At 68.0% G+C, this 21,828-nt stretch carries 20 protein-coding genes; 12 read left to right on the top strand and 8 right to left on the bottom strand.

Annotated elements, in window-relative coordinates; translation table 11 throughout:
- Positions 1-77 precede the first annotated feature (77 nt).
- The 3 genes from ACWENQ_RS39100 (at position 78) to ACWENQ_RS39090 (ending at position 1,906) form a co-directional block, all read left to right on the top strand.
- Positions 78-257 carry a DUF6104 family protein gene (locus tag ACWENQ_RS39100; protein ID WP_354921593.1) on the top strand — a complete coding sequence of 60 codons (180 nt, stop codon included), beginning with the start codon at positions 78-80 and terminating at the stop codon, positions 255-257.
- 102 nt (positions 258-359) lie between these two features.
- Entirely contained in the window at positions 360-1,160 is an 801-nt protein-coding gene (locus ACWENQ_RS39095; RefSeq protein WP_354921596.1) for a DUF4097 family beta strand repeat-containing protein, read from the top strand.
- The gene (locus ACWENQ_RS39090) at positions 1,157-1,906 is read left to right on the top strand and encodes a PadR family transcriptional regulator (protein ID WP_354921599.1); all 750 of its coding nucleotides are present in this window, start codon (positions 1,157-1,159) and stop codon (positions 1,904-1,906) included. The genes ACWENQ_RS39095 and ACWENQ_RS39090 overlap by 4 nt, the downstream gene beginning before the upstream one ends.
- Before the next feature lie 24 nt (positions 1,907-1,930).
- On the opposite strand, the gene ACWENQ_RS39085 is transcribed toward ACWENQ_RS39090, so the two are convergent.
- The 4 genes from ACWENQ_RS39085 to ACWENQ_RS39070 form a co-directional block, all read right to left on the bottom strand.
- On the bottom strand, positions 1,931-2,770 hold the full coding sequence (locus ACWENQ_RS39085) for an oxygenase MpaB family protein (protein WP_452418759.1): 840 nt from the start codon (positions 2,768-2,770) through the stop codon (positions 1,931-1,933).
- Between the two features lie 70 nt (positions 2,771-2,840).
- Entirely contained in the window at positions 2,841-3,806 is a 966-nt protein-coding gene (locus tag ACWENQ_RS39080; RefSeq protein WP_449928382.1) for a zinc-binding dehydrogenase, read from the bottom strand.
- Positions 3,807-3,815: 9 nt separating this feature from the next.
- The gene (locus ACWENQ_RS39075) at positions 3,816-4,688 is read right to left on the bottom strand and encodes a hypothetical protein (protein ID WP_452418758.1); all 873 of its coding nucleotides are present in this window, start codon (positions 4,686-4,688) and stop codon (positions 3,816-3,818) included.
- 55 nt (positions 4,689-4,743) lie between these two features.
- Positions 4,744-4,884: a hypothetical protein gene (locus tag ACWENQ_RS39070; protein WP_452418757.1), complete on the bottom strand. Its 141-nt coding sequence runs from the start codon at positions 4,882-4,884 to the stop codon at positions 4,744-4,746.
- A gap of 463 nt (positions 4,885-5,347) precedes the next feature.
- Here ACWENQ_RS39070 and ACWENQ_RS39065 point away from each other — a divergent pair, with 463 nt between their 5' ends.
- Positions 5,348-6,466, top strand: a complete 1,119-nt coding sequence (locus tag ACWENQ_RS39065; RefSeq protein ID WP_452418755.1) for a trypsin-like serine peptidase — start codon at positions 5,348-5,350, stop codon at positions 6,464-6,466.
- A 34-nt stretch (positions 6,467-6,500) separates the two neighbouring features.
- Here the strand turns inward: ACWENQ_RS39065 and ACWENQ_RS39060 are convergent, their stop codons facing one another.
- From ACWENQ_RS39060 to ACWENQ_RS39050, 3 genes are all read right to left on the bottom strand, one after another.
- Entirely contained in the window at positions 6,501-7,664 is a 1,164-nt protein-coding gene (locus ACWENQ_RS39060; RefSeq protein ID WP_452418754.1) for an RNA polymerase sigma factor, read from the bottom strand.
- A 47-nt stretch (positions 7,665-7,711) separates the two neighbouring features.
- Positions 7,712-8,050, bottom strand: a complete 339-nt coding sequence (locus tag ACWENQ_RS39055; protein ID WP_354921758.1) for a YciI family protein — start codon at positions 8,048-8,050, stop codon at positions 7,712-7,714.
- A gap of 307 nt (positions 8,051-8,357) precedes the next feature.
- Positions 8,358-8,687, bottom strand: a complete 330-nt coding sequence (locus ACWENQ_RS39050) for an SSI family serine proteinase inhibitor (protein WP_452418753.1) — start codon at positions 8,685-8,687, stop codon at positions 8,358-8,360.
- 254 nt (positions 8,688-8,941) lie between these two features.
- Here ACWENQ_RS39050 and ACWENQ_RS39045 point away from each other — a divergent pair, with 254 nt between their 5' ends.
- From ACWENQ_RS39045 to ACWENQ_RS39010, 8 genes are all read left to right on the top strand, one after another.
- Positions 8,942-10,042 (top strand): trypsin-like serine peptidase, encoded by a 1,101-nt coding sequence (locus ACWENQ_RS39045; protein ID WP_452418751.1) that lies wholly within the window; start codon positions 8,942-8,944, stop codon positions 10,040-10,042.
- Positions 10,043-10,317: 275 nt separating this feature from the next.
- The gene (locus tag ACWENQ_RS39040) at positions 10,318-11,406 is read left to right on the top strand and encodes a trypsin-like serine peptidase (protein WP_452418750.1); all 1,089 of its coding nucleotides are present in this window, start codon (positions 10,318-10,320) and stop codon (positions 11,404-11,406) included.
- Positions 11,407-11,909: 503 nt separating this feature from the next.
- Positions 11,910-12,434 carry a hemerythrin domain-containing protein gene (locus ACWENQ_RS39035; RefSeq protein WP_452418748.1) on the top strand — a complete coding sequence of 175 codons (525 nt, stop codon included), beginning with the start codon at positions 11,910-11,912 and terminating at the stop codon, positions 12,432-12,434.
- 72 nt (positions 12,435-12,506) lie between these two features.
- Entirely contained in the window at positions 12,507-13,451 is a 945-nt protein-coding gene (locus ACWENQ_RS39030) for a hypothetical protein (RefSeq protein WP_452418746.1), read from the top strand.
- 101 nt (positions 13,452-13,552) lie between these two features.
- Positions 13,553-13,810: a hypothetical protein gene (locus ACWENQ_RS39025; protein WP_452418744.1), complete on the top strand. Its 258-nt coding sequence runs from the start codon at positions 13,553-13,555 to the stop codon at positions 13,808-13,810.
- 879 nt (positions 13,811-14,689) lie between these two features.
- Complete coding sequence (locus ACWENQ_RS39020; protein WP_449928360.1) at positions 14,690-16,285, top strand: trypsin-like serine peptidase; 1,596 nt, start codon at positions 14,690-14,692, stop codon at positions 16,283-16,285.
- Between the two features lie 462 nt (positions 16,286-16,747).
- On the top strand, positions 16,748-18,397 hold the full coding sequence (locus ACWENQ_RS39015) for a hypothetical protein (RefSeq protein WP_449928358.1): 1,650 nt from the start codon (positions 16,748-16,750) through the stop codon (positions 18,395-18,397).
- A 203-nt stretch (positions 18,398-18,600) separates the two neighbouring features.
- Positions 18,601-20,142 (top strand): hypothetical protein, encoded by a 1,542-nt coding sequence (locus ACWENQ_RS39010; RefSeq protein ID WP_452418742.1) that lies wholly within the window; start codon positions 18,601-18,603, stop codon positions 20,140-20,142.
- Positions 20,143-20,403: 261 nt separating this feature from the next.
- On the opposite strand, the gene ACWENQ_RS39005 is transcribed toward ACWENQ_RS39010, so the two are convergent.
- Positions 20,404-21,762, bottom strand: coding sequence for a hypothetical protein (locus ACWENQ_RS39005; RefSeq protein WP_452418741.1), 1,359 nt, complete (start codon positions 21,760-21,762; stop codon positions 20,404-20,406).
- Between the last annotated feature and the right edge of the window lie 66 nt (positions 21,763-21,828).

The raw sequence follows: 21,828 nt of genomic DNA, 5'->3' as shown, positions 1-21,828 counted from the left end.
CGGCGGAGCACCTCGAGGCGCTCGTTAGAGTTGCTTCACGGTCGTGGGCTCGCCTCGACCGAGGGAACAGGAGAGAGATGTACTTCACCGACCGGGGGATCGAGGAGCTCGTCGAGCGTCGCGGCGAGGAGGAGGTCAGCATCCTCTGGCTGGGCGAGCGGCTGCGCGAGTTCGTGGATCTCAACCCCGACTTCGAGACGCCGATCGAGCGCCTGGCCACGTGGCTGGCCCGCCACGACTCCGACGACGACGAGTGACGCCTGGCGCCCGACGCGCCCTGACGCGATACATCTTGATGTTTCGCGAAACGCGACATATCGTGTCTTGTGGTGGACGTGTCGGCAACGAAGGACGGAACCATGTCGCAGTGGACGATCGAGCGCCCGCAGCAGCTCACCTTCGACACCGTGGCCGCGCTCAACGTGCGCGTCGTCGCGGGGAAACTGGCCGTCCTGGCCAGCGAGGGGCCACCGACGCTCGACGTGGCCGAGATCGACTCGGCGCCACTGATCGTCACCCATGACGACGACGGCACCCTCACCATCGCCTACAAGGACCTCACCTGGGACGGCCTGCTCGGCTGGCTCAAACGCTCGGGCAAGCGCGCCACCACGCTGACGATCACCGTGCCCAAGGACTGCCCGATCAGCGTCGGCGTGGTCTCCGCCTCGGCCGTCGTCGCCGGGTTCGAGCGCCGCACCAACGTCCGTAGCGTCTCCGGCGAGATCGTCCTGGACGGCGTGAGCGGCGACGTCCACGCCGAGACCGTCTCGGGCGACGTGGAGACCAGGGCGATGGAGGGCGACCTGGCGTTCAAGAGCGTCTCGGGCGACCTGGCGGTCGCGGGCGGCACGCCGCGGCGGCTGCGGGCCAACACCATCTCCGGGCGCATCACCGCCGACCTGGCCCTGCGCCCGACCGGGCACGTCACGCTGACGACCGTCTCCGGCGACATCCTGGTGCGCCTGCCGTACGACGTGGAGAGCGATGTCGCGATCCGCTCCACCACGGGCCGGCTGAACTCGGCCTTCGACGAGCTGTACAGGATCGGCGACCTCGGGGCCAAGTCGCTGTCGGGAAGGCTGGGTGGTGGAATGGCCTCGCTCACGGCCACCACCGTCTCGGCCGATGTCACGCTGCTCAAGGGGGAGAAGGAATGAGCCCGGTGTTCGGCCATGGCAGGCTTCGTCTGTACCTGCTCAAGCTGCTGGAGGAGAGCCCGCGCCACGGCTACGAGGTGATCAGGCTGCTCCAGGACCGCTTCCTCGGCGTCTACTCCCCCTCGCCGGGCACGATCTACCCGCGGCTGGCCAGGCTGGAGGAGGAGGGCCTGGTCACCCACGAGGTGATCGACGGCAAGAAGGTGTTCTCGATCACCGACAAGGGCCGCGCCGAGCTCGACTCCCGCCTGGACGAGCTGGCCGACCTCGAACAGGAGATCACCGACTCGGTGCGCGACATCGCCCGCGAGGTCAAGGAGGACGTCCGCGAGACGGTCAAGTCGCTGCGCGAAGAGCTGACCGCGATGGCCAAGGACGTCAAGAGGGGCGCCGCGCAGCAGCAGCGGGTGCACGTGCGCCGGATCAGCGAGCAGCACAAGCGCCAGTGGATGGAGCACGCCGCCCAGTGGCAGAGCGAGGGCGAGCGGCTGTCGAGGGAGTGGCGGCGCGTCTGGACCCAGGTGTGGAGCGACCTCGGCGGCCCGGCCGGCGGCCGTACCGCCGACAACGGCACGACCGACAGCAGGGCCGAACTCGACGCCGAGCTCGGCGAGCTGCTCGCCGACTTCGTCGCCAAGGTGCGCGAGGAGGCCTCCGAGAGCCGCCTGACCCGCGAGACGCTGTCGGCCTGCCAGGAGGCGCTCGAGGCCGCCGGCGAGCAGATCCGCGAGTCGCTACGCCGATAGCGGCCGGTTCCTCTCGCCGCGGCGCTACGCCGATAGCGGCCGGTTGCGCTCGCGCGCGGCCCGCCTGGCCCGGTAGGCGATCGGCAGGTAGCGGACCCGTTCGGGCAGGCGCGGCGTGAGCGCCGCCACCGCCCGCCCGATCCGCCGCAGCCTGCGCTCGTCCCTCTCCGACCACTCCAGCCCCAGCACCCCCCGTACGGCAGGCGGCAGCGTCCCCACCGTGACGAAGTGGTTGAATTCCCCCGATCCCATGCCCACCGGCCGCCAGATCCCGCGCAGCGGCTTGGGCACCATCGGCGGCGCCGGCGTGCCGCGCATGGTGGCCAGCACCTCCAGCGCGGTCGGATGCGGTTCGAGCCGGTCGGCCACCATGCGGTCGAAGTAGAGCCAGAAGTCGTCCAGCGTGGGCGGCACCTCCCGCTCGGGCACCCGCAGGATCCGGCCGAGCTGCCGCGACTCGGCGTAGAGGCGGCGCTCCATCTCCCTGGAGTACGGCGTGCCGAAGTAGCGGTTGAGCGTGACGAAGCGCTCGAAGAGCGTGAGGTGGACCCAGGCGTAGGCTTCGCCGTTCAGGGCGTGGTAGGGGCGGCCCTTGTCGTCGGTGCCGCTGATCGAGGCGTGGATCTCTCTCAGCCGCCTGCCCTCGCGCTCGGCTTCGGCGCCGCCGTACACCCAGGTCTGGACGGAGTTCAGGGTGCGGGCGAGCCGGCCCCAGGGGTCCTGCCGGTAGGTCGAGTGCTCGCCCACGGCCGCGCCCACCGCGGGGTGCATGGTCTGCAGGACGAGCGCGCTGCCGGCCACGAGAAGGTTGCGGTACTCGCCTGCGGTGTCCCAGTGAATCGTGCCCGGACGGAAGGGCTCCATGGGTCATGACCTCTCGGGTGACACACCTTCCCCTTCTTTGTATCACCCGGGAGCGCGACGGAGTAACCCCTCACTTATCGTCGAGCGTGAACACCACCTTGCCGAACAACTCGCCCTGGAGCATCGCGGCGAACCCGTCGCGTGCCTGGTCCAGGGGCATCGACCGGTCGATGAGCGGGCGCACGCCGGTCTGCTCCAGGAAGACCGCCAGCCGCGCGAGCTGGTCGCGGGTGCCCATCGTCGAGCCGACGACCGACAGCTGCAGGAAGAAGACCCGGTTGAGATCGGCGGGCGGCACCGCCCCGCTGGTCGCGCCCGACACGACGATCCGTCCCCCGGGACGCAGCGCCTTCAGCGAGTGGTCCCAGGTGGCCTGGCCGACGGTCTCCATCACCGCGTCGACCCGCTCCGGCAGCCTGGCCCCCGGCTCGAAGACCCGGTCGGCGCCGAGCCGGAGGGCCCGCTCCCGCTTCTCCTCCGAGCGGGAGGTGGCCCACACCCGGAACCCGCCCGCCCGGCCCAGCGCGATCAGCGCGGTGGCGACGCCGCCGCCGGCGCCCTGCACGAGCACGGTCGACCCCGGCTCGATGCCCGCCTTGTCGAACAGCATCCGGTAGGCGGTCAGCCACGCCGTCGGCAGGCAGGCCGCTTCCTCGAAGCTCAGCGCGGCGGGTTTGGGCACCAGGTTGCGGCGCGGCACCGCCACCTTGTCGGCGAACGTGCCGTCGTGCACCTCCGACAGCAGCGACCGCCTAGGGTCGAGCGTCTCGTCGGCGCCCTGCCCGATGACGGAGTGCACGATGACCTCGTTGCCGTCCTCGTCGACGCCTGCCGCGTCGCAGCCGAGCACGATCGGGAGCCGGTCCTGGCGGATGCCGACGCCCTTGAGCGTCCACAGGTCGTGGTGGTTGAGGGCGGCGGCCTTCACGGACACGGTGGTCCAGCCGTCGCGGGGCTCGGGGTCGGGATGCTCACCGAGCGTCAGCCCGGCCAGCGGGTTGTCGGGATCGGTCTGTGTAGCGGTAACGGCGAACATGGCCGCACCCTACTCGGTGAGCTTCACCTTGATCCCCTCCAGAGCCGCCCGCACGAACACTCCCGCGCCCGCAGCGGAGACGAAGACGTCACCCCTGCACACGCCGTCGACGTAGGTGGCGTTGCGTCGCAGCTCGGGAGGGATGCCGCTGTTGCGGTCGCAATGGGGCGTCAGCACCAGCGACACCAGCTCGTCCGGCCGGCCGAGCAACTCGCCGCCGAACAGCAACCCGGGGCCGGCGGGCTCGCCGCCGAGCCGGTCGCCCGGTTTCGACAGGTGGACGGGCTCCCTGGCCGTCAGTACGAGGTAGCCGTCGCGGGTCACCCTCCCCTTGAGCGCGCGAGCCCACTCCATCCGCTGCTCGAAGGTCAGCCCGTCGCGGCGGTCCTGCAGGGCGATCCGCCACCTGCCGAACGCGAACAGCAGCACCTGCCCCTCGCCGTCGGACCACAGAGAGACGTTGCGGGTCATGCTCCTGATCCGCGTGCCGCCCTCGGGCATCCCGCCGAGAGGCGCGTAGAGCTTGCGGAACATCGCCCGCTCGCCGCCGATCCACGCCCCCTGGTAGGGCCTGGACCCGCGCGCGGCCAGGCGCAGCTCGACCGGGTAGCGAACCTGGGCCTTGGTGCCGTCGGGGAACACCACGTCGATGCTCTCCTCGTCGCCCAGGCTGCGCGGGTAGGCGCGCAGGATGTTGGGCGCGCGGTCCCGCTGGTCCGCCGCGGGTGTCGGCGCGGCCGTCGACGGGGTCACCACGGGCGCCCGGCCGTCCGGACTCCTGCTGATCAGCAGGCTGACCGCCGGGACGGCGAGGACGGCCAGCAGGACCACGATGCCGACCCATCCCCTGCGCCGGGGGCCTGCCTCGATGACATCGCGCACACCTCCATTGAGGTGACCTCGGCCCGCCCCACGCAAGACCCCGGGCATGATCGCTTCACCAGACGGCCGTGTTGACCTTCCCCTCGGTGGCCAGGTGTACCCGCCGTCCCACCAGCTGCGTGCTCATGGCGTCGGCGAGCAGGCCGGCCCGCCGTACCCGGGCGTGGGCGCGCCCGCCGCCCGGCAGGTCCGCCACGAGCAGCCCTTCGAGGGTGACCCGTCACGCTCGTGCGCGACCGTGTATCCGGCCACCGTCGCCTCGCCCGCGTACGTGGGCACGATCGCGACAGGCGTGGCGGTCGCCTGCCGCGCCGCCGCCTCCCACAGGGACAGCGGCTCGGGGCCCGGCTGGTCACGGACGGTGAGCCGGGCGGCTCCGACATGACGCCGACATAACGAGAGCAATGTTCGGCATGTAAAGCGGGAGACACCTGGTGACAATGTTGCCAGCGATATCGAACTGCGGCGTCGACCTGCGGAAATACCATTCTTGAATACATGCGGAATGGTTATTTCAATAACGGAATGGAACCGGGCCAGACTTTTTCACGTCGTTTCCTGGCTCGCGCCTTGCGCCATTCAGTAGCGTCCTCAACGTTTTCCTGGCCCACCGGGGCACAGTTCCCCGCTCTGGGCCGCCGAGAACCGGAAGGAGCTCCATGTTTTCCCGAGCAAGGCGCCTCACCGTCGGCGTCGCGGCCATCGGCATGGCCGCGGGCCTGATGAGCGCGACCGCGGCCCAGGCCGCGGCCCCCAGCGATGTCGTCTCCAAGGACGCGGCCACCTCAGCAGCCGGCGCCATCGCGTTCTGGACGCCGGACAAGCTCCGCGCGGCCACCGACATCAACGACGATCTGTCCATGGACGTGAGGGGCGCGAAGGGCGCCAACTCCGCCCCCGATGGCCCGCCCGGATCCGTTCCCCCGATCGGCCAGGAGAAGGCCAAGGCCATCAAGACCAAGCAGGTCAACCTGCCCAACACGGTCGGCCGCATCTTCTTCACGCTGCCCGGCGCCAACGAGAACGACCGGAGGAGCTGGAAGTACTGCTCCGGCACCTCGGTGCAGGGCAAGTACCGCAACCTCGTCGCCACCTCGGCCCACTGCGTCTACGACGTCAAGCACAACGTCTTCTACGACAACTGGGTGTTCATCCCGTCGTACTGGGACGGCAACAACAAGTGGGACGGCAAGGCCCCCTACGGCATTTACGCCGCCACGACCTTCAACGCGCACGACGACTTCGTGGTGAAGGAGGACTACGACTACGACTACGCCTTCGTCAACGTCTACAACGGCTTCAAGCCGACGTGGCAGAAGGACGACAAGGGCACCTGGCAGCTGGTCAAGAAGAACGTCGGCAGGCTCGGCGACAACGTCGGCGGTCAGGGCTTCACCTGGAACCGCAACCCCAAGGCCACGGTGTTCTCCTTCGGCTACCCCGCCGGCGAGCACCCCGACGGCGACAAGCCCTTCACCGGCAAGACCATGAAGTGGTGCTACGGCACGACGGCCCCCATGCCGCCGGCGCCGAAGTTCCGCATCGAGGAGCACGTCGGCTTCAAGTGCTCCTTCACCTCCGGTGCCAGCGGCGGACCGTTCCTCTACAACTACAAGAACTCCAGCCGCACCGGCTACCTGATCGGCGTCAACAGCGTCGCCTGGGACACCGACGGCAACGACCGCTACGACCGCATCTCCTCGCCGTACTTCAACGGCGACACCTACAAGGTCTACAAGGCCGCCGCCAACCGCTGGAGCGGCAACCAGCCCGGCTGATCCGTCGCGGGCAGCACCACCGGCCCCGGTCCGTTCAGGACCGGGGCCTCCCCTTGTCCTCCAGGTAGCGCCGCTCGGGCAGGCTGGCCGTCAGCGCCGCCGCCCTCACGAAGGACGCGCGCGCCGCCTCCTCCTGCCCCGCCATCTCCAGCAGGTGCCCCCGTACGGCGTGCAGCCGGTGGTGCCCCTCCAGCCCTTCAACGGTGTCGAGCAGGGCCAGCCCTTCGCGAGGGCCGCGTGCCATCGCCACCGCCACCGCCTGGTTGAGCGTCACCATCGGCCCCGGCGCGACCCGCGCCAGCAGCTCGTACAGCGCCATGATCTGCGGCCAGTCGGTCTCGCCCTCCTCGGTGTGCACCGCCGCGATCGCCGCCTGCAACTGGTACGGCCCGAGCGGCCCCCGCGACAGCGCCGCCGTCACCAGGTCCACGCCCTCGGCGACGAGGTCCTTGTCCCACAGGGTCCGGTCCTGCTCGTCCAGCGTGATCAGCGCCCCCTCGGCGTCCGTGCGCGCCGCCCGGCGGGCGTCGGTCAGCAGCATCAACGCCAGCAGCCCCGCCACCTCGCCGTCGTCGGGCAGCAGCCGGTGCACGGTCCTGGCCAGCCGGACGGCCTCGGCGGTGAGGTCGGCGCGCTGCAGGTCGGGCCCGGACGTGGCGGTGTAGCCCTCGTTGAAGATCAGGTAGAGCACGTGCAGGACCACGTCGAGCCGGTCGGGCGTCATCTCGAAGCTGGCGCCCGCCTTCTTGATCGTCGCCTTGGCCCTGCTGATCCGCTGCGCCATCGTCGCCTCCGGCACCAGGAACGCCCCCGCGATCTCGGCGGTCGTCAGGCCGCCGACCGCGCGCAGCGTCAGCGCGATCTGCGAGGCAGGCGTCAGCGCCGGATGGCAGCACAGGAACAGCAGCGTCAGCGTGTCGTCGGTGTCGGGGACCTCGGGCGGCTCCGCCTCCAGGGCGACCTCCGCCTCCCTGCGCCGCCGCGCCTCCTCGCTGCGGATCTCGTCGATCATCCGGCGCGAGGCGACCGTCACCAGCCAGGCCTTCGGGTTGTCGGGCACGCCGTCCCTCGGCCACTGGGTCGCCGCGGCCAGCAGGGCCTCCTGCACCGCGTCCTCGCACGCGTCGAACTGCCCGTATCGTCGCACGAGCACGCCCAGCACCTGCGGGGCCAGCTCCTTGAGCAAGTCCTCCCTCATCGGCACCGGCTCCACCGTCATGCCCCGCTTTTCCACGCCATTACTGGTCATTCCTCGAAGACGGGGCGGAGCTCGATCGTGCCGCCGTAGGCGACGTCGGGCCAGCGCCTGGCGATCTCGAGCGCCCGCTCGGGCGTCTCGCAGTCGATGATGCAGTAGCCGGCCAGGTACTCCTTCGACTCCAGGAAGGGGCCGTCGGTGACGGCGACCACGCCGTTCTTCAACCTGATGGTGCGGGAGCCCGCCTGGTCGGCCAGCGCCTCGCCGCTCACCCACTCGCCCCTGGCGGTGAGCTCGGCGATGAGATCCTCCACCGTGGCCATCGCGTCGTCGATGTTCTCGTTGACGGCCTGCGCGGCGACGGCGTTCGTGTAGATCATGAGCATGTACTTCACGTCTTCGACGCTACAGGTCGAGAGGGGTGCGCCTGTTCCGGCTCGGCCGTGCCGTACTCGCCGCGCCGGCGCCGGTGCCTGGCGTGTTCCGGCTGGCCCGCGCGCACGGGAACCGGATCGGCCGTGCCGTATTCGCCGCGCCGGCGCCGGCGCCTGGCGTGTTCCGGCTCGGCCGCGCGCACGGGGAACGGTGTACTCGCCGCGTCACCGCCGGTGCCTGGCGCTCGCCGCCGTGGTGACGGGTGACACGGCCCGGGCACGCCCGTCCCGCGCGCGTGAGGAAGCCTGCCGGAGCAGGTCAGCGCGGGAGAACCGGCTCGAAGGAGAAGAGGGACCGCGTCGAGAGCCGCATCATGCACGCGTTGCCGAACGTGTGCCGGTACCTGACCATCCGGCCGTCCCAGATGCCGACGGCGGCGGCGTTGACAGGCTTGTAGTCCATGGTGCACCTGATGAGCGGGTCGGGCTCGATCTCCGCGGGATCGCCGCCGGCCGCCTCGAGCTCCGCGCACGCCTGCCGTGGCGCCGGATGGGTGGAGACGCGGTACGGCTCGCATGTCAGGAGCACCAGGCGCGACCCCTTGCTCAGCACGAGCATCCGCTTCTGGTCGACCTTCTTCAAGATCATTTCTGCCATCACGGATAGAGGGTCGGGCTCGGCCGTCGCGGGCCCCGAAGATGCGGCGAAAGCCGTACCGCAAACAACGGCCACACATGCGAGTCTTCTCATGACGAGAAGCCTCTCTTGGGCCTCTGACCTGGGACAACGACCGACGCGCGGGATATCGGGTTTTTCTAGATCACATAACGATCGCCAATCCAGGCTGCAATAACGCTTACGATCTGGAAAAATCACGCGTTACGGTCTAAGGAAGGCATTTCATGATCCCCCGCCTGAGGCAACTCGCGATCGCCGCTGTCAGCGGCGTTCTGCTGATGCTGCCCGGAATCACGGGGACGCTGCCCGGAACCACGGGGGTCGCCCACGCCGCCGCCGCGCCGCCCGACTACGTCTACTCCGAGCCGCTGGCCGCCTCCGACGCCGAGATGCGCAAGGTCGCCGAGTACTGGAAGCCCGAGAAGCTCAAGGACGCCGACAGCTACTCCCCCGCCACCCCCGGCACCAAGAGCTCCTCGCCGTCGTCGTCGCCCTCCACCTCCGCCGGATCGCTGAGCCCCCAGGCCATCGCCAGGACGCGCGCGCCGCGCGACATCGCCCCCACCACGCCTGCGAAGGGCGGTGCGGCCCGGACGATCGGCAAGGTCTACTTCCAGCTGGGCGGCAAGGAGTACTGGTGCTCGGCCAGCGCCGTCGCCGCCAGGAACCGCAGCCTCGTCGCCACCGCGGGCCACTGCGCCTGGGACCCGCGCCTCGGCAAGAGCACCAACTGGATCTTCGTCCCCAACCCCGGCAAGGACGGCGAGGCCCCCGACGGCATCTACGTCGGCTCGACGCTCCACATGCACGAGGACTGGGCCGCCATCGGAGACTACGACTACGACTACGCCTTCGTCTCGGTGCACCGCGGCTTCCGCTGGACGACCGAGAACGGCAAGCTCGCCATGAAGGACGTCGGCCGTCTGGAGGACAACATCGGCGGCCTCGGCCTGACGGTCGGCAAGAAGACCGGCAACCAGATCAGCGCCTTCGGCTACCCGGCGGGCGCCCAGCCGGACAACACCCACCCGTTCGACGGGCGCACGCTCAAGACCTGTGAGGGCACCACCAAGCGGACCGTCAACCCGACACGCAACCTGCAGTGGGGCGTGCTGCTGCCGGGCTGCGACTTCAGCACCGGCGCCAGCGGCGGGCCGTGGATGCTCGGCTACAAGTCGTCGACGCGCCTGGGCTACCTCAACGGGGTCAACAGCCTGACGTGGAACCTCGACGCGGTCGGCAAGTTCGACGCGGTGTCCTCGCCGTACTTCACGACGACGACGTTCGAGGTCTACGATCACGCCGCGAACGACTCGCTCGCCTGACTCCCCGCACAAAATGTGACCCGGATCACACGAACTCCGTGGCAACCAATTGATCACTTAGGCGTCAGAAGCCTCCTGATCAGCACAGACCACACAAGGTCACTTCATCTCAGACAGATCACGAGCGGTGTGATTCGTCCGACTTGTCCGTTGACATGATCAACGGGAAATTCCCATGACCAAACCCTCCGCTGTAAGTTCCTCGCTATCCGTTTGCTGACTCTTGGGACGCAACAGGCGTCACAGTCAGCGCAAAGGAAACCTGGAGTTATACCTTGAAGCGCATCTTCCTCCCGGCTGGTGGCGCGATCCTGGCGACCGGCCTGCTGGCCGCCGGCCTTTCCGGCACCGCCCAGGCCGCCCGCGACATCGCCTCCGACCCCATGGCGACCAGCACCAGGGACGCCTCGTCCATCGCGAGCTTCTGGTGGAAGTCGAACGGCGCCGCCCTCCGTCAGGCCAGCGCGTACTACTGGGACTCGAGCGAGGTCAAGAAGCTCGTCAGCAAGGGTGGCTACACCCCTGACGGCAAGCCCGGCATGGTCGCCCCGACCAGTAACTCCGTCAGCACCGGCACGGCCCAGAACATCAACATCCCCCGCACCATCGGCAAGGTGTTCTTCCTGGACGCCAGCGGCAGGCCCCGCTGGTGCTCGGCCACCTCCATCCAGGGCAACTACCGCAACCTGGTCGCCACCGCGGGCCACTGCGTCTACGACACCGACGGCAACTCCGACACCATGTCCAAGTGGGTCTTCGTCCCCGGCTACTACCAGGGCAAGGCTCCGTTCGGCATCTACGTCGGCAAGCAGGCCTTCACGCACTACGACTTCGACGTCTACGAGGACTACGACCGCGACTACGCGTTCGTCACCGTCTACAACGGCATCAAGTTCGACGGCTCCAAGCCGGAGGACGCGGGCCGGCTCGGCGACAACGTCGGCGGCCAGGGCTTCGCCTACAACCAGCCGACCGGCAAGATCGTGCGCACCTTCGGCTACCCGTACGCGCCCCACCCCGACGGCAGCAAGCCGTACACGGGCGTGACGCCCAAGCACTGCTACGGCGCGACCTCCGCCAAGACCGTCGGCTCGGCCGAGAAGAAGATCGAGGAGCACGTGGCGCTGAAGTGCCCCGTGACCCCCGGCTACGACGGCGGCCCCTGGCTGCTGAACTACAGCAACGGCAAGCGTCTCGGCTACGTGAACGGTGTCACCAGCACCTTCGCCGACCAGGACGGCAACGACCGCGTGGACTACATCTCCTCGCCGTACTTCGACGGTGAGACGGCCGCTGTGTACAACGCGGCCAAGAACATGGCGTCCGGTCGGATCGTCGGCCCGAACGGCGAGCTGCTCCGCTAACGGCCAGCGGTTACGAGAAAGGGCCCGGCACCTCCCTCCCGGGCCCTTTCTCATGCCCACGCTCCGCTCTTCGACCTTCCCCGCATTTCCCCGTAGCCGCACTGCGCCCGGCCCCCGCACAGCAGCCTTCACGCCGAATCCGCGCCCTCGCCTTGGAGCCCTGGCGCCCTCCCGGGTGATCCGCGCCCACGCCCTGGGAACCCCCGCCCCCTCTTCCACCGGATCCGCGCCCACACCCTGGGAACCCCCGGCCCCTCCCACCGGATCCGCGTCCACACGCCCTGGGAGCCCTGGCCCCTCTCGCCGGAGGTCACGCAGTCGCGCCTCCCGCCGCCATGCTCTTGGTGTCCCGGCCTCCGGGCGCCCTTGCGATCCCCGGCGCCTCCCTCACCCCAGGGCTCTTGACACCCCCCGCGAAGAATGCTGAAATCCCGCCTCAGCGTCGCAGTGCACCCGGCAAAGAGACCGTCGCGGGCACGGAGGCGCCGAAACACGGGAATCATGTGCCCACACCCACCGATCCGACCGGCCGCCTCCAGGCGTTCGGCACCCAGCTGATCGACGTCCACTCCTGGCTCCGTGAGGAGCTCGCCGCCCTGCGCGACAGCTTCGACGCCTTCCTCGACGGCGGCGACCACCGTCCGCGCGAGCTGCGCGCCCACTGCCTCAGCTTCTGTTCGGCGCTCGAACGCCATCACACCGGCGAGGACCGCACCGCTTTCCCCGCCCTGGCCGAGGAGTTCCCCGCCCTCCGCCCCGTCCTGGCGAAGCTCCAGGAGGACCACCACCTGGTGGCCGGCATCCTCCGCAGGATCGAGTCCCTCGCCGCCGACGTGGGCACCGACCCGGCCGACGCCCAACGGGTACGGCGCGAGCTCGACGGGCTGGCCGCCATCGTGGAGTCGCACTTCGCCTTCGAGGAGCGCCAGATCATCGCGGCGCTCGACGCGCTGAACATCCCCGCGTGGCAGGCGTCGCCCCCCGACTTCCTCGCCACCTCGGCCGAGGCCGTACCGGAACCAGAATGAACGGGACGTGGGCCGTCCGCATAAGACGGCCCACAGTCACGCCCTCCAAAGATCCAAACCAACAGTCACGAGATGACCACGTTCAGTAAAGTGATCGTCGTGCCTTCGATCGCCCACGAGACCGTCATCGATCTCTTCCGAAAGCGGCCCACGCTCGCGGCGACCCTCATCCACGGGCAGGGCGTCACCCTCGCCGGTCATGACGAGGTGCGCGTGGAGTCGGAGAACCTCGTCGACTGCAAACCCGCCGAATATCGAGCCGACGCCGTGGTCGTCCACAGGGCCGGCAGCAAGCCGGTCCTCGGTGTGGTCGTGGAGGTGCAGCTACGTCCCGACGAGGACAAGCAGTGGAGCTGGCCGGTCTACCTGGCCACCCTCCGCGCCCGCCTGCAGTGCGACACCGTGCTGCTGGTGATGTGCCTGAGCAGCAAGACAGCCAGGCACTGCGCCACCCCGATCGACATGGGACACCCAGGGTGGAGGCTCGCCCCACTGGTGATGGGCCCCGATCAACTACCCAGAATCACGGACGTCGCCCAGGCCGTGGCCGAGCCCGAACTGGCCGCGCTGTCCGTCGTCGCACACGGGCGCACGCCCGGAGCCGACGGGCAACAGGTCATGGACGCCTTCCTCAAGGCAGCGCCGCTCATGGCCGACGGGCTGGGCGAGACTTATGCTGATGTCGTACTGGCGCTGCTACCCAAGGTAGCGGCGCAGAGGTTCGTGGAGGGGCTCATGGCAGTCGGAACTGACAAGTACAAGAGCGACTACGTCCGCCAATGGGTCGCCGAAGGCGTAGCCGAAGGCAAAGCCGAAGGGAAAGCCGAAGGGAAAGCCGAAGGCGCAGCCGAGGCCCGGGCCAAGGACATCGTCCTCGCCTTCCGCACACGAGGCATCGACGTCTCACCCGAGGCCGAGAAGCGCATCCTCGACTGCTCCGACCCCGACCAGCTGAGCGCATGGTTCCCGAAGTCCATCACGGCCGACAGCGTCGAGGACCTGTTCGACAGCGAATGACATCCGCCCACATGGTCGAGTGCCCGCACCGAAGACCTCTCGCGGGTGTCGCACGGACGCTGCTACCTGAACTATCGGCGCGGAAGTTGGTGGAGGGACTCATGGCGGCCGGAACCGACAAGTACAAGAGCGACTACGTCCGCCAATGGGTCGCCGAAGGCAAAGCCGAGGGGGAAGCCAAAGGCGCAGCCGAGGCCCGGGCCAAGGACATCATCCTCGCCTTTCGCACACGAGGCATCGACGTCTCACCCGAGGCCGAGAAGCGCATCCTCGACTGCTCCGACCCCGACCAGCTGAGCGCATGGTTCCCGAAGTCCATCACGGCCGACAGCGTCGAGGAACTGTTCGACAGCGAGTGACGTCCTTCCACATGGTCGAGTGCTCACGCCCGGCCCGTCGTCACGAACCCGCTCGCCCCGGGAGCAGGTAGCCGCCGGGTCGTCGACCACGCCGAAGAGCTTTCCGCGGGTGCGGGTGTCCATCGGACCCTCGCACCCGTTTCCTTTTCCCGCGCATGAACGGCACGCCCGCGAAGTCCTTGGCGCAGCCAGCCGGCGGCCGTCCAGGACTGCGGCCCTCAACGCGCCCGGCGGCTCCCGCCCCTCTTCAAGGCGCTCACCTCGGGAGCTTCCAGGTCCGGCGGACGGGACGAAGAGGTGAGCGCGAGATCGCCCCCTCGGTTTCCTTCCCCCCAGCCGCCGGCAGCATCGCCACGGCCCGTACAGATGACTGCCGCGCGGGCGACCGTCGGCGGGCTGGACCGCACTCGTCGCGCGCGCTCCGGACGGTCGGTCAACCCAGGAACGCCACCACGCCGCGCACGTACAGCGAGCCCGCATGCAGCGTCATGCCGGCGACCGGAAAGTAGGCGCGAGGCCACTTTCCTGAAGGTTTCCTGGCAAGATCGAGTGATATTAGACGGAGCGAGAGCCGATTCGGTGCCATCAAATTTCTGTGATCTGAGTCACATCAAGCCGGTCACATAGCGTATCCCTTCACTCACCCCTCATGAGCACCATTCGCAACAACCCCGCGAGGCCCTGCGAAAACGTGTCGCGACGATCACGCTTCGCGATCATCTCTGACTGGTAACGGAAAGGTCACGCCGGTAAGGGTGGTTCTCAGATGCCGCAGAACGGCTTCCACCTGCGAAGATCACCGCGTTATGGTCCTTGCTATCCCTTTACTGACGCATGGGACGCATGTTGCGACCCACGACAGAGCAAGGAGCAGTTCCCTTGAAGCGCATCCTCCTCCCCGCCGGTGGCGCCATCCTCGCCACCGGTCTGCTGGCCGCCGGCCTGGCTGGTACCGCTCACGCCGCCCCCGACGTCGCCAGCGACCCGATGGCGAAGAACGCCGCGGCCGCCAAGTCGATCGCCGAGTACTGGGCCGCCTCCAACGGTGCTGCTCTCCGGGCGGCCAAGGAGTCGAACGTCTGGGACAGCAAGGACGTCGCCAAGCTGAAGTCGACCGGCGGTTACAACGCCGACACCAAGCCGGGTGTCGTCGCGCCGATCGGCGAAGAGAAGAAGACCGCGACCAAGTCGCAGAACGTCAACATGCCGAAGACCATCGGCAAGGTCTTCTTCGTCAACTCCAAGGGCGAGCCCCGCTGGTGCTCGGCCACCTCGATCCAGTCGCGCTACCGCAACCTGGTCTCCACGGCCGGTCACTGCGTGTACGACACGGCCGGCAACTCCGACGTCATGTCCAAGTGGGTCTTCGTCCCCGGTTACTACCAGGGCAAGGCTCCGTTCGGCATCTACGTCGGCAAGCAGGCCTTCACGCACTACGACTTCGACGTCTACGAGGACTACGACCGCGACTACGCGTTCGTCACCGTCTACAACGGCATCAACCTCAGCAGCTCGGCTCCGGCGAAGGTCACCAAGAGCGAGTTCGAGAAGCACTCCGGCCCCAAGTGGGTCGACGAGAAGGACATCACCAAGGACGAGTACGTCGCGGGTGTCGAGAAGTACGGCATCAACGGCCCGTTCCAGTCCAAGGCCCTCGACCCGCAGGTCGAGACGGTCGCCAAGCCCGATGATGTCTCCTCGAAGAACATCGAGGACTACATCCTGGGCAAGGGCCCGACCAAGGGTGTCCAGCTCACCGGTGTCGAGGTCGTCAAGTCGGTCTACGAGAACGCGACCACCGGCTGGGACAACAACGCCAAGTTCGAGCGGCTGAGCGTCAAGCTGCCGATCAGCAAGGAAGAGTACGAGAAGCTGCTGGCCGACAAGGCCGACGGCAAGTTCCTCGGCGAGCTCAGCACCACCCAGGACAAGAACGGCCAGGCCACCGCCTGGTACAAGCAGCAGTTCTTCGTCAAGAAGTGGGTAAAGACCACTGAGCGGATCCGCTACTGGGTCGAGACCTACTACGTCCAGGACGTGAAGGCTGCTGACGCTGGTCGTCTCGGCGACAACGTCGGCGGTCAGGGCTTCGCCTACAACCAGCCCACCGGCAAGTACGTCCGCGTCTTCGGCTACCCGGCCGGGGCGCACCCCGACGGTCACAAGAACTTCACCGGCATCACGCCCAAGTGGTGCTACGGCAAGACCACGGCCAAGACCGTCGGTTCGGCCGCCAAGAAGATCGAGGAGCACGTGGCACTGAAGTGCTCCATGACCGAGGGCGCCGACGGTGGCCCCTGGCTGCTCAAGTACAGCAACGCCAAGCGCCTCGGCTACGTGAACGGTGTCACCAGCACCTTCAACGACCAGGACGGCAACGACCGCGTCGACTACATCTCCAGCCCCTACTTCGACGGTGAGACCGCCTCCGTCTACAAGGCCGCTGCGAACGTGTGGTCCGGCAAGATTTTCTAACGGCGTCGCCGTAAGACCGAGCTGAGGGCTGGTTCCGCGGCTCACCGAGCAATGCCAGAGGGGCCCGACATCCGTCGGGCCCCTCTGTGTTGGCGCCTGGTTCGGAGGTGTGATCGAAATTTGCTGGCCCCTTCGACGCACCGGAGCCCGAATCGGTGCCATCGGATCAATGTGATGTACGTCACATCAACCACTAACTCACCGTGACGACCGAGCAGCAACCTCATCAGTCACACTAACAACATCCTTATGATGATCTGCGGAAACGATCCCCAAACCCCCGCAGACACCGCGTGTGCGCTTCAGCCTCTTAAACATCACAGAACGATCACGCCCGACTTGTGCGCTCTTTTCCCGCCAAAGCGGCTACCGGATTCCAAGATCGGCACTGTATGTTCCTGGCTATCCCTTTACTGACGCATGGGACGCAAGAGGCGTTCCACGACAGCGCAAGGAGTTACCTTGAAGCGCATCCTCCTCCCGGCTGGTGGGGCCATCCTGGCCACCGGTCTGCTGGCCGCCGGCCTCGCCGGCACCGCCTCGGCCACGCCCGTCCCCAACGACGAGTACCTGGCCAAGAGCGCTCAGCAGGTCTCGGACATCATCAACTTCTGGACGAAGTCCGACAACGCTGCTCTCAAGGCGGCCACGGCCTACCACTGGGACTACAAGGAAGTTAAGAAGCTCGTCTCCAAGGGCGGCTACACCGCCGACACCAAGCCGGGTGTCGTCGCGCCCATCGGCGAGGAGAAGAAGGTCGCGGCCAAGGTTCACAACGTGAACGTGCCGAAGACCCTCGGCAAGGTCTTCTTCGAGACCCGTGACGGCAAGCTGCAGTGGTGCTCCGGCACCTCGATCCAGTCCAACTACAAGAACCTGGTTGCGACTGCTGGTCACTGCGTCTACGACCTGGCCGCCAACAACGAGGTCGTGTCCCGCTGGGTCTTCGTCCCCGGTTACTACCAGGGCAAGGCTCCGTACGGCATCTACGTCGGCAAGCAGGCGTTCACGCACTACGACTTCGACGTCTACGAGGACTTCGACCGCGACTACGCGTTCGTCACCGTCTACAACGGCATTGGCGGCGGTGCGGCCGCGAAGGCCCAGGTCAGCAAGGGCGAGTACGACAAGCACGTCGGCCCCAAGTGGACCGAGCGCAAGTACTTCGACATCACTGACTCGAAGCAGAAGGCTGAGTGGGAGGCGGGCCGCGACAAGTTCGGCCCCAACGGCCCGTTCCAGTCCGAGGTTGCCGACGCCGACAAGGTCGAGCACGTTGCTCGCCCGAGCAGCGTCGACACCAAGGCCGAGTTCGAGGCCTACACCGACGCTGACGGCAGCAACGGCATCAAGGCTGTCAAGGTCTCCGTGACCGAGTCGGCCCACACCGCCGCCAAGGGCAGCGGTGTCGCCACCGGCACCAAGGGTGAGGACTTCGACAACGGCTCGAAGTGGGAGTCGAAGACCGAGGCGATCTCCAAGGAGACCTACGACCGTCTGCTCGCCGAGAAGGCCAGCGGCAAGTTCGACGGCAAGCTCGAGGAAGTCAAGAACGGTGACACCGTTGTTGGCTGGAAGAAGACCGAGTACTGGACGATCCTCTGGGTGAAGTCCACCGCGAAGGTCCTCTACTTCGCCGAGAGCTACTTCGTCCAGGACTACAAGTTCGTCGACAACGGCCGCCTCGGCGACGTCGTCGGTGGCCAGGGCTTCGCGTACAACCAGCCCACCGGCCAGGTCGTCCGCACCTGGGGTTACCCCTACGCTGAGCACCCCGACGGCTCCAAGCCGTACACCGGTGTGACGCCGAAGTGGTGCTACGGCAAGACCAGCGCCAAGCTCCAGGGCTCGGCCGCCAAGAAGATCGAGGAGCACCTGGCGCTGAAGTGCCCGGTGACCCCCGGCTACGACGGTGGCCCCTGGCTGCTCAAGTACAGCAACGCCAAGCGCCTCGGTTACGTGAACGGTGTCACCAGCACCTTCAACGACCAGGACGGCAACGACCGCGTGGACTACATCTCCAGCCCGTACTTCGACGGTGAGACCGCGACTGTCTACAAGGCTGCCGCGAACACCGCCTCGGGCCCGATGTTCCCGTTCCCGAAGCCGTAACACGCTTGACGTGAGCTCGGGGGTCCAAACCTCAGCTCGCCTGCTTCACCCGAAGGGCTCGGCTTCTGCCGGGCCCTTCGGCCTTTTCCTGGGTCTGAAGTGCTTCAGGTCCGAGCAAACACTCAGACGGATTCCCTTACGGGAGTGATCACCGGGTCGATAGGGTCTCAACACCCCTTTTGTTAACTCTGTGGAGCCTCCCGTTGAAGCGCCTGCTCATCCCCCTCGCGGCCGCCGGTCTGGCCGGCGCCGCCCTCGCCGCTCCGGCCGCCGCCGCACCTCACTGGGTCACCGACCCGCTGGCCCCCAAGCCCGCCGACGCCTACAGCACCGCCCTGTTCTGGCTGGACGCCAACGGCGCCGCGCTCAAGAAGGCCACCCAGTTCCACTGGGACAGCAAGGACGTCGCCAAGCTCGTCAGGGTCAGCGCGGACAAGCCCGATGACGGCAAGCCCGGCATCGTCGCCCCCATCGGCGCCGCGACCACCGGCGGCAAGGTGAAGAACGTCAACCTGCCGAAGACGATCGGCAAGGTCTTCTTCGTCGACCGCAAGGGCGACTACCGCTGGTGCTCGGCCACCTCGATCCAGTCCAGGCACCGCAACCTGGTCGCGACCGCGGGCCACTGCGTGTACGAGCAGGGCCATGACGTGTTCGCCAAGTGGGTCTTCGTCCCCGGCTACCACCAGGGCAAGGCGCCCTACGGCGTCTTCTCCGGCGCCTACGCCTTCACCACCTACGACCTCGACACCTACGACGACTACGACGGCGACTTCGCCTTCGTCGCCGTCCACAACGGCTTCGAGCTGACCGGGAGCCGCGAGGTCACCAAGGGCGAGTTCTCCGCGTGGGCCGGCGACAAGTGGACCAAGCACGAGGAGATCAAGGAAGACGAATACAAGACCGGTTTCGACAAGTACGGCGCGGCCGGGCCGTACTGGTCGAAGGACTTCGACGTCACCCCTGAGAAGGTCGGTCACGACTACACGGGCGAGAAGATCCTCACCAAGGTCGAGGTGACCAAGAAGCAGTACGAGGACGCCGCCATCGGCACCGCGGCCAACGTGAACGGCGAGCAGTACGAGAAGGTCGGCCCCACGGCGATCAGCAAGGAGAAGTACCAGGAGCTGAGCAAGCTCAAGGCCGACGGCAAGTTCCTCGGCCAGCTCGACGCCGATGTCAGCAACGGTGCCGAGATCGCCTGGTACGAGACCCACTACTACGTCAAGCAGTGGGTGAAGGCGGGCAAGACGGTCCGCTACTTCCGCGACCGCTACTACATCGGCGTCGCCAAGGACACCGGCAAGCTCGGTGACGCCGTGGGTGGTCAGGGCATGGCGTGGAACCAGCCGCTGAACCAGCCCGTCTTCGCCTTCGGCTACCCCGGCGACGAGCACCCCGACGGCAGCAAGCCGTACACCGGCGTCACCCCCAAGTACTGCTACGGCAAGACCGGCACGAAGTCCTACCAGATCAACACGGTCAGGGCGGAGACGCACCAGGTCCTCAAGTGCTCGATGACCGGCGGCGCGGACGGCGGCCCGTGGCTGCTGAAGTACAGCAACAGCAAGCGCCTCGGCTACGTCAACGGCGTGACCAGCGTGTTCATCGACCAGGACGGCAACGACCGGGTCGACATGATCAGCTCGCCGCTCTTCGACGGTGAGACCGCGGACGTCTACAACAAGGCGCAGTACGCGGAGACCAAGAGCATCATCGGCCCCAAGGGCGAGATGCTGAGCTGAACCTCCGGGACGGCGGGCCGGCTCGGAAAGGAACGAGCCGGCCCGCCGCACCGGCGCCGGGCTCCACGACGACCCAGTCATTGAGGGCCGGCCCCAGAGAGCCGGACCCAGCGAGGGCCCGGACCCCGGGAACCGGGCCCAGAGAGCCGACCCCAGGAGAGCGGCCGGGCCCTGAGAGCCGACCCCAGAGGAGGGCCGGGCCCTGAGAGCCGGACGCAGAGGGCCGACCCCTGTGAGGGCCGGGACTCAGACGGCCCAGCCCTAGAAGGAGCTCAGTTCCGCGACCCGCTCGTTCAGCGTGACGACCGACGGCTCCGACCGGTACGGCTCCAGCCGCCGGCGAAGGTCCAGCGCGTACGAGCGTGTCCGTACCGACTGCAGTTCGCCGGCCAGCCCCAGCGCCTCCGTCGCCGTCGTGCACGCCTCCTCCAGCTCGCCGCACTGCAGCAGCCCGGCCGACAGCAGCGAGAGGTTGAACATCCGCCCGCGCACGTACCGCCCGTCCATGTCCAGCGATCGGCGCGCGTACTGGACGGTCCGCGCCCCTTCTCCTAGATCCCGGTAGCAGTGGGCGAACTTGGCCGCCAGGTAGGCCTCGTCGAAGTACGCCAGCCAGGCCGGCTCCTCCCCCGGCGTCCGCCGGTCGAAGGCGCGCGAGGCCGCGGCGAGCGAGGCGGCGCAGGACCGCTTGTCGCCGAGCCCGGCGTGCGCGTGGGCCTCGAGGACGTGGCAGGAGGACATGAGCGTGTGGATGCCGGAGCGCAGCGCGGACTGCTGGGCGGCACGGGACAGGTCGAGGGCGTGGGCGGGCTGGCCCATGTAGAGGGCCTGGTGGCTCATCCCGGCCAGGATCTCGCCGCCGAGGCCGTCGTCGTCGGCGCCGCGGGCCATGCGGAGGGCCTGGATGAGGTAGCGCTGGGCGAGGCCGTGCTGTTCGAGGTCGTAGGCCATCCAGCCGGCCAGCCTGGTCAGTTCGGCGGCGGCGGAGGCCAGGCGCTTGCCGGTGCTCTCGCCGTACGAGCCGTCGCGCAGCAGCGGGGTGACCGCGGTGTCGAGGTACTTGACCACCGCCGAACGGACCCTGCCACCGCCGAACCTGTTGTCGAGCTCGCCGAAGGACCGGGTGACCTCATGGATGGCGGAGATGTCGGCCGTTCCGACCCTGCGCCCGCCGGCCGCCGAGGGATGGGCTTCGGGCGGGAAGGTCAGCCAGCGGATGGCGCCGACCGCGCCCGCCGCGATCGCGAAGGTCGAGTCGACGAGGAACTTGCGCCGTTCGACGTCGGCCCGCCACAGAGCCGTCGCGGTCGCGACCCCCTCCTGCCACGTGTGCGTGAACTCCTGCCCGAGGTGGAGGGGCGTCGTGATGGCCGGCATGCCGAGGTCCTCCGGCGTGACCGGACGGCCGAGGCGCAACGCGAAGATCTCCGCCAGCAGGCCGGGGACGGGGTCGCGTGGCCGTTGCCCGCCGATCCAGCGAAGGACGGAGCTGTGGTCGTATTTCAGTCCGGGCGTGCCGCGGGCCACCCCCACATCGTTGAGCCTGCGGGCGAGCCCCTTGTGGGAGAAGCCCGCTTCGGCGATGAGCGCCTTGAGCAGCCGGTTGGCCTCACGTTCCATGGGCCCCCTCGGCGGAGAGTCACATTACAGAGCGCTCTAGTAGTAGCACGGAACGTAACGCCAATA

Source organism: Nonomuraea sp. NPDC004354, from assembly GCF_053602555.1.
Note: the sequence above shows the minus strand (reverse complement) of the source record. Positions and strands in the feature narration are given on the sequence as shown.

Coding starts and splice junctions, on each gene's coding strand:
- ACWENQ_RS39100 (WP_354921593.1), top strand. CDS start 78: ATGTACTTCACCGACCGGGGGATCGAGGAGCTCGTCGAGCGTCGCGGC.
- ACWENQ_RS39095 (WP_354921596.1), top strand. CDS start 360: ATGTCGCAGTGGACGATCGAGCGCCCGCAGCAGCTCACCTTCGACACC.
- ACWENQ_RS39090 (WP_354921599.1), top strand. CDS start 1,157: ATGAGCCCGGTGTTCGGCCATGGCAGGCTTCGTCTGTACCTGCTCAAG.
- ACWENQ_RS39085 (WP_452418759.1), bottom strand. CDS start 2,770: ATGGAGCCCTTCCGTCCGGGCACGATTCACTGGGACACCGCAGGCGAG.
- ACWENQ_RS39080 (WP_449928382.1), bottom strand. CDS start 3,806: ATGTTCGCCGTTACCGCTACACAGACCGATCCCGACAACCCGCTGGCC.
- ACWENQ_RS39065 (WP_452418755.1), top strand. CDS start 5,348: ATGTTTTCCCGAGCAAGGCGCCTCACCGTCGGCGTCGCGGCCATCGGC.
- ACWENQ_RS39060 (WP_452418754.1), bottom strand. CDS start 7,664: ATGAGGGAGGACTTGCTCAAGGAGCTGGCCCCGCAGGTGCTGGGCGTG.
- ACWENQ_RS39055 (WP_354921758.1), bottom strand. CDS start 8,050: ATGCTCATGATCTACACGAACGCCGTCGCCGCGCAGGCCGTCAACGAG.
- ACWENQ_RS39050 (WP_452418753.1), bottom strand. CDS start 8,687: ATGATCTTGAAGAAGGTCGACCAGAAGCGGATGCTCGTGCTGAGCAAG.
- ACWENQ_RS39045 (WP_452418751.1), top strand. CDS start 8,942: ATGATCCCCCGCCTGAGGCAACTCGCGATCGCCGCTGTCAGCGGCGTT.
- ACWENQ_RS39030 (WP_452418746.1), top strand. CDS start 12,507: ATGACCACGTTCAGTAAAGTGATCGTCGTGCCTTCGATCGCCCACGAG.
- ACWENQ_RS39025 (WP_452418744.1), top strand. CDS start 13,553: ATGGCGGCCGGAACCGACAAGTACAAGAGCGACTACGTCCGCCAATGG.
- ACWENQ_RS39005 (WP_452418741.1), bottom strand. CDS start 21,762: ATGGAACGTGAGGCCAACCGGCTGCTCAAGGCGCTCATCGCCGAAGCG.